The organism is uncultured Clostridium sp., assembly GCF_900547735.1.
Taxonomy (GTDB): Bacteria; Bacillota; Clostridia; order Lachnospirales; family Lachnospiraceae; genus Otoolea.
The window spans coordinates 1-12420 of sequence record NZ_URHZ01000015.1 but is presented as its reverse complement, the minus strand read 5'-3'; the positions used below and the strand labels follow the sequence as shown (position 1 = coordinate 12420).

Here is a 12420-nt window from a genome sequence, read left to right as displayed (position 1 = left end):
GCCATTAATTTTAGTGATATTAGACAATTATTACATATTTTTTTGTTTATTATTCCCTAAGTCTTTCTGTCCCAACTGCATACGGCTCTCCTCCACATCCAGAACAAAGCTTTTATTCATCTTTCTCTGAATCGCCATATAGAGCCGGAAGTCTTCCTCGTCAAACTCCTCCAGCTCTTTGTACGTACGCATATAACAGCGGGACTCAAACTGTTCATGATCCTGGAATATCTTCTTCCCTTCCTCCGTCAGAAACAGGTTGTATTCCCGGTTGTTCTTCTCATTTCTCGTCTGTTCGATCCAGCCTTTCTGGCGCAGTTTTTTCACAATCTGAGAGCATGCACTGGTGGTCTTTTTAAGTTTTGCCGCCAGTTCCGAGGCCGTAATTCCCGGCATGCTGCCCGCCAGATGGATAAGCTCCGACTCCGCCTGGTATAACGTAGCGCTCCCATAATCATGAGGAACGGAATCGTATTCCACCATTAACTCAAACGCTTCATCCAAAACTGAAATCATTTCCTGGTACAGTTTATAACGACTATTCATATATTCTCATCCTTTACTTTTAGCTACTTTACTGTTAAGTATATTTATATATTAGCACAGACTCCCGCCATCTACAAGGCAAATCTTGGCGGGAAATGAGGTCCTGGAGCGGTTCCGGCAATATGGTAATATTCCTCTCTAAAGCGGAACCCAAATTCTAAAAATGCCGGAGGTTTGATGTGTTGGCGCAACATCAAATCTCCGGCATGTAACCTGTTTTTTAATTTTTATTCGGCTTTATGAAAGAACTCCGGCTTACGCATTTCTTATTCCGTGTCCTTTCTTATCTTCCGATTCTCCTGATTTCTTTTCTCAGTTTCGGTCCGACCAGAATGGCCAGAATAATCTTAGCGGCATCACCGGGAAGGTAGGGTATCACGCCCACACCGAGACCGGCGGTGAAGCTGATTCCAAGCTGCCCTGCCAGCCATATGGTTCCAAATACATAACATACCATTGTTCCGATAACCATGCCCAGTACATGGATCATGTATTTTCCCTGGAAATGGTCGATCATCCAGCCTGCAATGACTGCCATAAAGATAAAACCAACCAGATAACCGCCCGTAGGACCGGCCAGCTTTCCCACGCCGCCCGTGAAGCCCGAAAACACCGGAAGTCCGGCAAACCCAACCAGCAGATAAACGAGATAGCTTATTGTTCCTGCTTTCATACCCAGCACATATACGGTCAAATAAATAGCCAGATTAGTAAATGAAATCGGCACCGGGCTGATAGGCAGCGGAATTGCAATCGGCCCCAGGATACAGGTCACTGCCGTCATTACTCCAATCAATGCCATCTGCTTTGTTGAGAGAGCGGTTTTCCTCGTCACTCCCTGATTTGCTGTTTTCTCCATGATTATCTGTCCTCTTTCCTGAAATTCATTGTTAATCCAATTTTCCAGCCTACACGGCCGCAAATCCCATAGCCGTCAGCATCTCGATGTCCTCGGCAATCTTATTGCCCGAGGTGGTCAGCATATCGCCTGTAATTGCGGCATTGGCTCCGGCCCTGAACGCCTTCTCACCCGAATGTTCCATCCCGTTCCTGCCTGCTGCCAGCCTGACTTCCGCATCCGGGTTAATGTAGCGGAACATGGCGATGGTTCGCAGTATCTCTTCCTCACTCAGAGGCGGAAGGGACTCAAACGGCGTGCCCTTAATCGGCTGAAGGATGTTGATGGGAATCGAACCTATCTCCATCTCGTACAAACTGAATGCCATATCCAGCCTGTCTTCCCATGTTTCCCCCATACCTATGATTCCGCCCGAACAGACCGTTAAACCGGCGTTTCTGGCCCTTCTAATCACTTCCAGCTTGTCATCATATGTATGTGTGGTACAGATGTTGGGGAAATTCCGCCGCGACGTCTCAATATTCGCATGATAGCGGGATACCCCGGCCTCCTTCAGTCTCCTGAAATCCTCCTGGGAAAGCAGTCCGTGTGATGCGCACAGCTCAATCCTGCAGTTTTCCTTCATGTTTCTGTATGCTTCCAGCGCCTTATCCATCTCTTTGCCGCTCAGAGCCCTGCCCGATGTCACCACCGAATATCTGCCTACCTTTTGTCTCTCATGACGTTTGCAGTCCTCCAGAATCTCGTCCGGTTCCAGAAACGGATACTCTTCAATCCTGGCATTATGGCAGGCCGACTGGGCACAGAACTTGCAGTCCTCGCCGCAGCGGCCGCTCCGGCCGTTGATTATCGAACACAAATCTGCTTTGTCTCCCCGCAGCTCACGCCGTATCTTATCCGCTCCGCCGCAAAGTTCATCGAGGTCCTCCTCCAGAAAAAAAGATAAATCGTCTGTCCGAGTCAGACGTCTTCCATTTATTATTTCAACTGCTAATCTTTCGCTCATTGCAATCCCGCCTTTCGATATTGCCTATTATAAACAGGCTTTGCAAAATTGTCAACCATATTTTTATATATGGTTAACATTAGCAGTTCCTCCGGGTAACAGTTCAGATAGGTCTGCGCATTTCTGCAACCTATGAAAACAATGCCGTGAACGGCCTGATGCTCCTGTCCAGTATTTTGGTCATGCATGCTATCGCAATCCCGTAATTTGTCATAGGAACGTTCTGATCAACCGCCATTCTGAGACGGTATTTCATTTCCCTCTCATTTAACATGCAGCCGCCGCAGTGGATCACCATATGATAACCGGACAGATCCTCCGGGAACTGGGTCCCGGAGGTAAACACAAACTCCGGTTCCCGGCCCGTGTATTCCCGGATCCAGGCAGGCAGCTTCTGTGTACCGATATCGCCGCATTGGCGGTGATGGGTGCAGCCCTCGGAAATCAGAATCCGATCGCCGTCCTCCACCGTTTTAAGCGCCCTCGCTCCCTGGCATGCCTGGTGCAAATCGCCCTTATATCTGGCAAACAGGATGGAAAATGAGGTCATTAAAATATGCTCCGGAACCATTTTATCCACGGCCGCAAAAACCTGGCTGTCCGTGATGACAAGCTTCGGCTGCCTGTTCAGGGAAGAAAGCACCGTTTCCAGTTCGTCCTCCCTGCACATCACCGCCGATGCTCCGGTATCCAATATATCACGGATCACTTGCTGCTGAGGAAGGATCAGCCGTCCTTTCGGGGCCGCCTTATCAATCGGAATCACAAGTACAACGAGATCCGACGGTTTGATCAAATCCGCCACCAGCCTCCGTCCATCCCCTTCCGGGGTTACAAGACCTGCAATCCGCTCTTTGAGCTCGTGAATATGGTAGCCCGTGGCCGCGCTGACCCATATCTCATGCCGCTCTCCGCCCGACTCACCCTTCGCAGCTCCTGTTTCCGGTTCCCCGGTCAAATCCGTCTTATTATATGCAATCAGGTAAGGAATATTTTTTTTGCGGAAAATATGAATCAGCTCTTCTTCCTGCTTTCCCTTACCGGCTGCGGCGTCAACCACCAGAACCGCTATGTCCGTCTTATTCAGTATCTGACGGCTTTTTCCAATCCTCTTTTCGCCCAGCTCACCCTCATCGTCGATTCCCGGAGTGTCGATTATCATAACCGGCCCGAGGGGCAGAAGCTCCATGGATTTGTAAACGGGATCCGTCGTTGTCCCTTTCACTTCCGAGACAATAGCCAAATCCTGCCCCGTTACCGCATTGACCAGACTCGACTTGCCCGCATTCCTCTTCCCGAAAAAACCTATATGTATTCTTTCTCCCGAGGGAGTCTGATTTAAACTCATCCGCACACCTCCCGACTTGTGACGTTAAAAACGGAAATCTCTTTTACCGTGTTCGATTTCATCCAGATTTTTCAGGACGATTTCACGCACTTTTTCCTTAGGTATATTTTTTATCTCCTCAAGAATCAGTTTCTCCCCTATTTCCCGCGTATCCGGAGCCGCATAGTCTTCCAGGTACTCTTTAAGCGTCATCAGCGCATTGGGATGGCAGCAATTCTGTATCTGTCCGCTCTTGCAGAGGCTCATAAACCGGTCCCCGGTTCTGCCCTCGCGGTAACAGGCGGTACAAAAGCTGGGAATAAATCCCTGATCCATCAGCCAGTGGACTACCTGATCCAGAGTCCGGTTATCACTGACGTCAAACTGGGCGGAATTTTCTTCCTCCGGCTCCTCCTCAGCATATCCTCCCACGCTCGTCCTGGAACCGCCGCTGATCTGCGAAACGCCGAGTTTCAGCACTCTCTCCCTGCAGCTTTTGCTCTCCCTGGTGGAAATAATCATTCCGGTGTAGGGCACAGCCACCCTGATACAGGCAACAATCTTTTCAAATGTATCGTCGTCAATTCCATTGTCAAACTGGGCCGGATCAATATCATCGGCCCTCTTGATTCTCGGCACACTGATTGTATGAGGGCCGACTCCCTGAGCCGCCTCCAGATGTTCCGCATGCATCAGAAGCCCTGCAAATTCATACCGGTAAAGTTCCAGCCCGAACAGCACTCCAATGCCCACGTCGTCGATTCCGCCCTCCATGGCCCTGTCCATGGCCTCCGTGTGATAGCAGTAATCGTGTTTCGGTCCTGTCGGATGGAGTTTCTCATAACTCTCCCTGTGATAGGTCTCCTGAAACAGGATATAAGTCCCGATTCCGGCATCCTTAAGTTTCCTGTAATTCTCCACCGTAGTGGCGGCGATATTGACATTCACCCTGCGGATCTCACCGTTTTTATGCTTGATTCCGTAAATGGTCCTGATGCTCTCCAGCACATATTCAATCGGGTTATTAACCGGATCCTCACCCGTTTCCAGCGCCAGCCTCTTATGCCCCATATCCTGAAGCGCAATCACTTCCCTGCGTATCTCATCCTGGGTCAGTTTTTTCCTGGCAATGTGCTTGTTCTTCAGGTGATACGGACAGTAAACACAGCCGTTGATACAGTAATTGGACAAATAAAGGGGGGCGAACATGACGATTCTGTTTCCGTAGAAATCCTGTTTAATCTGTCTCGCCAGCTCGTATACCTCCTCTACCTTCTCCGGTATCCGACAGGCAAGAAGAACTGATGCCTCCCTGTGATCAAGGCCTTTTCTGAGTCTCGCTTTCGCAATAATCCGGTCTACCAGCTCCTCATTATCCTTGTTGGCCTCGGCATAGGCCAGGGTTTCCATGATTTCCTCATGACTGATAAACTCTTCCGCTTTCTTTGATGATGGATTGTACATACATTTTTCCTTTCTTTGGAGTCAGGGAACGGGACCGGACAGCCTGTCGGCAGCCCTGCTTTTACCGCAGGAGCCGGATGCGCCGGCCTTTCTCTTCCTCTTTAGTTTGATTTATAGTCTCCACGGTTGACCGTAACCCTGTATCCAATCGCCTTCATGCTCTTTTTCAAAGAATTCAGGCTCTCGGCGGCTTCGTCTCCCGTACAGATTTTATTGTCATAGAGCAGATATTTTTTCCTGACGTCAAGCGGTGAAAGATTCGGCATCACCACATTGGCTCCGGCCAGAATTCCCATCTCTCTGCCCTGGGGATGGATTGTCCCGAGAGCCGTTGTGGCTGGTAACAGCACCCGCGGCATCATCAGGCGGAGCAGTCCTAAAAGCCATAACGTCATCTCAAATGAGCCTGCCTTTTCGTCTTTAAACGGCGTGTCATGCTGTGGGATAAAAGGTCCGATTCCCACCATCTGCGGCTCTAATTCCTTTATAAACTCCATATCCTTCGCCAGATATTCCGCCGTCTGCCCCGGGGAACCGACCATAAAACCGCAGCCCGTCTGGTAACCGATCCGTTTCAGTTCTCTCAAACATTGGATTCTGTGTTCCAGTGTAAGTTCCCCCGGATGGAGCATCCCGTAGTGGCCGGAGTCGGCCGTCTCATGTCTGAGCAGGTAGCGGTCTGCTCCTGCATTGAAAAATCGCTGGTAGGCGGACGTGCTTTTTTCTCCCAGCGAGAGGGTCACCGCACAGTCCGGAAATTTCTCTTTAATCCGGCTAACTACCGTCTCCACCCAGTCGTCGGTCATCACAGGATCCTCTCCCGCCTGCAGTACGAACGTCCGGAACCCGAGCCGGTATCCGTTTTCACAGCAGGACAGAATTTCTTCCCCGCTCAGCCGGTAACGCTGCGCATTCCTGTTTCCCCTTCTGATTCCGCAATAATAGCAGTCATTTCTGCAATAATTGCTGCATTCGATCAGTCCCCGGATGTAGACGTCCTTCCCGTATTCCCTCTCTCGCACGGCTCTGGCATTTTCAAACAAATACTCTGCCAGTTCCGGCGTCCTTCCGTCAATCAGTCTGATCCACTCCTCCCGGCTCAGCATCCCCGACTCCCGGAGTCTGTCGATCAGCGTTTTCAGTTCAGCCGTTCCCATCCGATTTCTCCTCTTCCTCCCTGTTCCTGGTGACCTTGGAATAAACAGCTTTGGAAGTCACTCCTGGCAGCATTCCAAGCTTACCCGACAGGGCGCTGATCACATCGGACGGAGCGTCAATCACCACACTGATAATATTGATTTCCCTCTTATGATAGGGAATTCCCATACGTCCCACAATATAATTGCCGTATTGGTGGAGCAATTTATTAAGCGCCTCCACCGAGCTCTCTTTTTCTACCATTATCCCAATCAGGGCAACTCTTGAATCCATTTTTCTCCTCTCCTGTATAAGAAAAATTCCGATCCGGAGGGCTTTTTATATTACAGGAACACTCCCCAATAATATAAAAAGCACCCTGAAAAAGGGTGCAAAAATACCGCTGTCTGCTCCTCTTTCACCTCAGAATCTTCTTTGTGTCAGTGCAACATCTGAATTATAAATTATATATCATTGCCGTCATCCTCGCCGGAAGAACGGGTCTCGCGGCTTGGAATATTTTGTTCATCGTATCACAGATGTGGTGGAGCGTCAAGTGTGGCATAAGAGACATATTTTTCAGGTGCGCGGATACTGACGCTTCCTTAATGCTCTTTTGAAAAGCCCTAATACAATTTAAATAGAAAATGCGTTAGTATAGGGGCAACTTAAGGAAGGAGGCGCTAAAAGTGATAGAACTAAAGCGTATACACAAATCATACAAAGGTAAGAGCGTTTTGAAAAATATCAGCCTTACTATCAAAACAGGTGAATTTTTTGTCCTCATCGGATCTAGCGGCTGCGGAAAAACGACTCTGCTTAAAAGCATTAATCGGCTAAATTCCATTGACGAAGGTGATATCCTTATTAATGAAGTAAATGCAAAGGAGATTCCCGGTGAGGAATTGCCGCGTCAGATTGGCTACGTGGTTCAGGAGGGCGGGTTATTCCCCCACATGACCGTGGCGGATAATATCGCGCTGGCGCTTAAAATAGCCGGCGAACCCCGTGACCAAATAGGCGGCAGGGTTGATACCATGATGACTCTGGTGAATTTGGCTCCTGATACCTATCGTAATCAGTACCCCTGTCAGCTATCGGGCGGACAGCGACAGCGGGTAGGTGTAGCCAGAGCCTTCGCCGCCAATCCCCAAATCATACTCATGGATGAGCCGTTTTCGGCCCTTGATCCCATGACAAGGGCCGAACTGCAGGACGAGATCCACCGTCTCCAAAAGCAGTTTCAAAAAACCATCGTTTTAGTGACCCATGACATGGACGAGGCGATTAAGCTTGCGGACCGCATTTGCATTATTGAAAATGGCCAGGTGGCCCAGTGCGACTGCCCGGAAAACATCCTCAAGCATCCCGCCAACGAGTATGTGGAGCGGTTTATTGGCAAAAACCGTCTTTGGGCAAACCCAGAATATCTGAAGGCCTCCGACATCATGCTGCTGCGTCCCTATACCATTTCCAAGGGCCGCACCGTTGTCCAGGCCGTGCAGATTATGCGCCACCACAGCATTGACAGTTTGCTGGTAACTGATAGCAGGGGCTATCTGTTGGGTGTGGTACGGATGCGGGATATCCTAAAACCTAAAGCCTATACCGAGCCGGTAGAAGCCTACATCTCTAATGATTACATTTCCGTATTGGAGGACACCTCACTGAAAAAGCTGATCAGCACCATCGACTATGAGGTTTCCGGCATTCTGCCCGTGGTCTCCCACTCTGGCATGGTATTAGGCTATCTAACCAAGAGCAGTCTTCTTGCCACCATGAGCAAACAATTTGTTCCCGAAGGATCAGAACATGAAAGGATTGGTACCATATGAACGCATTTGTGCAAGTCTTTTTTGACAACCGCGGAGAACTTTTAGAACAGTTTTTGCGGCACTTGAGCATGACCAGTAACGCGGTGTTTATTGCTATTATGGCAGGCGTGCCGGTTGGCATAGCCATTACCAGAAATAAAACTGCCTCTGGCATTGTAATCGGCATCGCCAATATCATGCAGTCCATTCCCTGTATTGCTCTGCTCGCTTTCTCCATTCCCCTTGTGGGCATCGGGGAGAAGGCGGCCATTCTGATGGTTATCGTTTATGCCCTGCTGCCTATCATTAAAAATACTTTTACCGGCATTTCCGGCGTCCCCCCCACAACTCTTGAAGTGGCTCGGGGGCTGGGTCTTTCACACTGGCAGCAGTTGTTTGTGGTAAAGCTGCCTATGGCTGCACCCTATATTATGTCCGGTATACGTATTGCCGCCGTGGCAGCGGTAGGCACCATGACCATTGCTGCCTTTGCAGGAGCGGAGGGTCTGGGCTGGTTTATTAACCTTGGCCTTAACTCAAGTAACATCCCTCTTGTTTTGTTAGGTGCAATCCCCGCCTCTCTGCTGGCGCTGGCTGTAGACTTTCTGCTGGGACGGCTGGAGCACGCTGTCACCTCAGAGGGGCTTTTCTCCTCCGCAGACCAGATTAAAAATGAGCCTGTCACCAAACGCCGTCGTGAGCTATTGATCATCTCCGTCCTCTGCGCCTCTATTGTGCTGGCCCCTCTGGGCACCAACCTGATACGGACCGCCTCTGCGCGGGGGCAAAAGACCATTACCGTAGGTTGTGCCAACTTTACCGAATCCTTAATACTCGGTTACGTCTATTCAGAACTCATTGAGGAGAACACCGACATAAAGGTGCAGCAAAAGTTTGGCCTCAGCAGCGCTTCCTTCTGCTTTAACTCCTTGCAAAGCGGCGAACTTGATATGTTTACGGAGTACACCGGCACGGCCCTGTCCACCCTGCTCAACCAGCCTTTGTCTACCGATCCCGAGGAGGTTTACAACACTGTCGCCACTCTGATGCACAATGAGCACGAGATAGAGACTTCTTATCCCCTTGGCTTTAATAACACCTACGTCATGAGCGTCACACCGGAGACTGCCAAGAAATACGGTCTTGTCACCTTGAGTGATTTGATGAAAATCTCAAATAAGCTGACTCTGGGTTGCACTGTTGAGTTTATCGACCGGGCGGACTGCCTGAGCCTCCTAAAGAGCACCTTTTCCACCGATTTTAGCAGTGTGAAGGGCCTTGATTCCAGTATACGTTACAAGGCAATCGAAGCTGGAGAGGTGGATGTAGTAGATGCATTTTCCACGGACGCGTTACTCTCCAAGCTGGGACTGACCATGTTGGAGGATGATGTACGCTTTTTCCCGCCCTACTACTGCGTCAACTTCACCAGAGAGGATACTCTCTTTGAATACCCCGAGCTTAGTCCCATTTTGTCAAAACTGGATGGCCTGATCAGTGAAAATGAAATGGCTGCTATGAACAGTCAGGTGGATATTGATGGAAAAGATGCCAAAGAAGTGGCCCACGAATTCCTTCTTCGGCACGGTTTGGTGCATTAAACTATGGTTATAAAAATCACAAAAGCTGTGAAAAAATGATCTCTCATTTTTTCACAGCTTCATAACTGATATCCATATTTTATTCAATCCGCTCTCCCAACAGAAAACGAACCGTCATCCGACATCCTTATTCAATAAGAATTAGTCACATGTGTATGGCATAAGAGCGATGTGTCTTGCTCTCTTGATAGCTACTGTAAGAGCCCTCTGATGTTTAGCACAGTTTCCTGTGATTCTTCTCGGAAGGATTTTTCCTCTCTCAGATACGTATCTTTTTAACTTGTTAACGTCTTTATAATCGATTACTCCGTTTTTCTCTCCACAGAATACACAAACTTTTTTTCTTCTGCGCATGCCGCCTCTTCTCATCTTGGAAGCGTCTGCTCTATCACCTTTATTGAATGCCACTTAAGTTACCTCCTTCACAAATCAGATGTCCATATAGTCCTCGTCCGACCGACAGGGGACCGGTTCCCGTCTCTTAGTTAAACGGAAGACCTTCATCTTCTACTCCGTCAGGAATATTCATAAAACCATCACCGATTGCACTGGATGGAGCCGGGCGTTCTGCCGGACGATAACCGCCTTCGCTTCCGCCTGCCGCATTCTTGCTCTCTGCGAATTCCTGATCCTCTACGATTACTTCTGTAGTATATACTTTCTGACCGTCTCTGTTAGTGTAGCTGCCAGTCTGAATCCTTCCGGTTACCGCAACTTTGGTACCCTGGTGGAAATATTTCTCAGCAAACTCTCCTGCTCTGTCAAATGCAACACATGTAATAAAATCTGCTGTCTGTGCGCCGTCGTCTCCACCGCTTCTGCGGCCTCTTCTGTCAACAGCCAGTGTATATCTGGCAATTGCCATAGCGCGTTCGCCCTGGGAGTATCTCACTTCCGGGTCTCTGGTCAGTCTGCCCATAAGAATAACTTTATTCATACGATCACTCTTTCTCTATTTATGCATCCTGTCTTACGCATAAGTATCTGATTACCGGCTCCATAATACGGATGTGTGCCTCAACTTCGTTCGGGCATACGGAATCAGACTCGAAATGGATGAAGTAGTAAAATCCTTCTTTCATCTTCTGAATTTCGTAAGCTAACCTCTTCTTACCCCATTCATCAATGTCTGCAACAGTGCCGCCGAAACGTGTAATGTAACCTGTCACCTTTTCGATTGCTGCTGCTCTCTCTTCATCTTCGAGTTTTGCGCTAAGAACAACTGCTAATTCATATTTGTTCATGCTCTTTTTACCTCCTTGTGGTCTCTGACCCCCTGACTCCAGCAGGGAGTAAGGATATTAGTTAATATATCACGAATATTTATGATACCAGATTTTCCAGGTGTTTGCAAGCACTTTCTTCCTGTTTTTTCACGGTTTTACATATGATTTCCTTAAAATTCCGCCATTTTTGCAATCGGTTATATGCCGTTTCCCCGAATTGCGTCATAACACTGTCCGGACCTGCGTTTTTACTGCATTCCGGCCTGCTCCGGGTTCTTCTTTTTAAGTCCCCTCGTGCTTTTCTCCACCAGGGTCCTCGCCATCATGACCTGATGGCCGCATCCCGTACATTTCAGGCGGAAGTCCGCCCCCACGCGCAGAATTTCCCACTCATGGCTGCCACAGGGGTGCGGTTTTTTCAGTTTGACGACATCGCCTATCTCATATACCATCTATGTCTCTCCCCTTATTCTTGCTTTCTCTATCTCACCGCATCAGTCCAGGCCGGCGGCTTCTCCCAGCACCTTACCGATGCTGTCGCAGATGACGAGATCCGCCTGACTGTCCCTCGATGTCACGGATTTATTAATCAGGACCAGCTTTGAGCCTCTGTAATAATCAATCAGCCCGGCCGCGGGATAGACGGTGAGGGATGTTCCGCCTATTATAAGAACATCCGCCTTTCTGATAAAGTCAACGGAACGCTGGATTACATCGTTGTCCAGGCCTTCCTCATAAAGGACCACATCGGGTTTTATCATACCGCCGCACTCACATTTCGGCACGCCGGATGCCGTTACAACATCGTCAAGGCTGTAGAACCTTCCGCACCGTGTGCAGTAATTGCGGTGGACGGAACCGTGCAGTTCAAGAACCTCACGGCTTCCCGCCGCCTGGTGCAGCCCGTCTATATTCTGGGTTATCACCGCTTTCACTTTCCCCTCCTGCTCCAGCTTTGCCAGAGCCAGGTGGGCTCTGTTCGGCTTCGCATCGGGGAACAGCATTTTGTTCTTATAAAAGCGGTAAAATTCCTCCGGTTTCCTGACGTAGAAAGAATGGCTGATAATCGTCTCAGGCGGATAGTCATACTGCTGGTTATAAAGTCCGTCCGTGCTTCTGAAATCAGGGATACCGCTTTCCGTCGACACTCCTGCCCCGCCGAAAAATACAATATTGCCGCTCTCCTCAATCCACTGTTTTAATACCGCAATCTCATCCATTCTGAAACCTCCCCTTTCCATCCCGGATTTTAAATATATTTCGTAAATTTATACTGCTTACTTATATTTTTTCTTAGGTTATATACGTGCTTCGCTTATATGCGTGCTTTGTTTATATCCGTGCTTTGTTTATATCCGTGCTTTGTTTATATCCGTGCTTTGTCCATATCCGTGCTTTGTCCATATCCGTGCTTTGTCCATATCCGTGCTTTGTCCATAT

The 12420-nt window shown here is 48.9% G+C and carries 14 protein-coding genes; 2 read left to right on the top strand and 12 right to left on the bottom strand.

Features of this window, described 5'->3' with window-relative positions; translation table 11 throughout:
• Nucleotides 1-30: 30 nt before the first annotated feature.
• The 7 genes from QZT18_RS06785 to QZT18_RS06755 all read right to left on the bottom strand — a co-directional run bounded on the left by QZT18_RS06785 (nucleotide 31) and on the right by QZT18_RS06755 (nucleotide 6633).
• A complete protein-coding gene (locus QZT18_RS06785) occupies nucleotides 31-546 on the bottom strand; it encodes a MarR family transcriptional regulator (RefSeq protein ID WP_294145889.1) in 516 nt (171 codons plus the stop codon).
• Between the two features lie 283 nt (nucleotides 547-829).
• On the bottom strand, nucleotides 830-1405 hold the full coding sequence (locus tag QZT18_RS06780) for a biotin transporter BioY (protein ID WP_294145888.1): 576 nt from the start codon (nucleotides 1403-1405) through the stop codon (nucleotides 830-832).
• Nucleotides 1406-1454: 49 nt separating this feature from the next.
• Entirely contained in the window at nucleotides 1455-2411 is a 957-nt protein-coding gene (bioB, locus tag QZT18_RS06775) for a biotin synthase BioB (RefSeq protein ID WP_294145887.1), read from the bottom strand.
• A gap of 130 nt (nucleotides 2412-2541) precedes the next feature.
• Complete coding sequence (hydF, locus tag QZT18_RS06770) at nucleotides 2542-3759, bottom strand: [FeFe] hydrogenase H-cluster maturation GTPase HydF (RefSeq protein ID WP_294145886.1); 1218 nt, start codon at nucleotides 3757-3759, stop codon at nucleotides 2542-2544.
• A 24-nt stretch (nucleotides 3760-3783) separates the two neighbouring features.
• Entirely contained in the window at nucleotides 3784-5202 is a 1419-nt protein-coding gene (hydG, locus tag QZT18_RS06765) for a [FeFe] hydrogenase H-cluster radical SAM maturase HydG (RefSeq protein ID WP_294145885.1), read from the bottom strand.
• A 101-nt stretch (nucleotides 5203-5303) separates the two neighbouring features.
• Nucleotides 5304-6359: a [FeFe] hydrogenase H-cluster radical SAM maturase HydE gene (hydE, locus tag QZT18_RS06760; protein WP_294145884.1), complete on the bottom strand. Its 1056-nt coding sequence runs from the start codon at nucleotides 6357-6359 to the stop codon at nucleotides 5304-5306.
• Nucleotides 6346-6633, bottom strand: coding sequence for a TM1266 family iron-only hydrogenase system putative regulator (locus tag QZT18_RS06755; protein WP_294145883.1), 288 nt, complete (start codon nucleotides 6631-6633; stop codon nucleotides 6346-6348). Before QZT18_RS06755 ends, hydE begins: the two co-directional genes overlap by 14 nt.
• 395 nt (nucleotides 6634-7028) lie before the next feature.
• Between QZT18_RS06755 and QZT18_RS06750 the strand changes: the two genes are divergently transcribed.
• Together QZT18_RS06750 and QZT18_RS06745 are read left to right on the top strand one after the other, a co-directional pair.
• On the top strand, nucleotides 7029-8174 hold the full coding sequence (locus QZT18_RS06750; RefSeq protein ID WP_294145881.1) for an ABC transporter ATP-binding protein: 1146 nt from the start codon (nucleotides 7029-7031) through the stop codon (nucleotides 8172-8174).
• Complete coding sequence (locus tag QZT18_RS06745; RefSeq protein ID WP_294145879.1) at nucleotides 8171-9754, top strand: glycine betaine ABC transporter substrate-binding protein; 1584 nt, start codon at nucleotides 8171-8173, stop codon at nucleotides 9752-9754. The genes QZT18_RS06750 and QZT18_RS06745 overlap by 4 nt, the downstream gene beginning before the upstream one ends.
• A gap of 141 nt (nucleotides 9755-9895) precedes the next feature.
• Here the strand turns inward: QZT18_RS06745 and rpsR are convergent, their stop codons facing one another.
• The 5 genes from rpsR to QZT18_RS06720 all read right to left on the bottom strand — a co-directional run bounded on the left by rpsR (nucleotide 9896) and on the right by QZT18_RS06720 (nucleotide 12200).
• Nucleotides 9896-10162, bottom strand: coding sequence for a 30S ribosomal protein S18 (gene rpsR / locus QZT18_RS06740; protein WP_003501068.1), 267 nt, complete (start codon nucleotides 10160-10162; stop codon nucleotides 9896-9898).
• Nucleotides 10163-10235: 73 nt separating this feature from the next.
• On the bottom strand, nucleotides 10236-10691 hold the full coding sequence (locus QZT18_RS06735) for a single-stranded DNA-binding protein (RefSeq protein ID WP_125141233.1): 456 nt from the start codon (nucleotides 10689-10691) through the stop codon (nucleotides 10236-10238).
• 19 nt (nucleotides 10692-10710) lie between these two features.
• Entirely contained in the window at nucleotides 10711-10998 is a 288-nt protein-coding gene (rpsF, locus tag QZT18_RS06730) for a 30S ribosomal protein S6 (RefSeq protein ID WP_003511098.1), read from the bottom strand.
• A 230-nt stretch (nucleotides 10999-11228) separates the two neighbouring features.
• On the bottom strand, nucleotides 11229-11432 hold the full coding sequence (locus QZT18_RS06725; RefSeq protein ID WP_294145835.1) for a DUF951 domain-containing protein: 204 nt from the start codon (nucleotides 11430-11432) through the stop codon (nucleotides 11229-11231).
• Between the two features lie 42 nt (nucleotides 11433-11474).
• On the bottom strand, nucleotides 11475-12200 hold the full coding sequence (locus tag QZT18_RS06720) for an NAD-dependent protein deacylase (protein ID WP_294145832.1): 726 nt from the start codon (nucleotides 12198-12200) through the stop codon (nucleotides 11475-11477).
• Nucleotides 12201-12420: the final 220 nt, after the last annotated feature.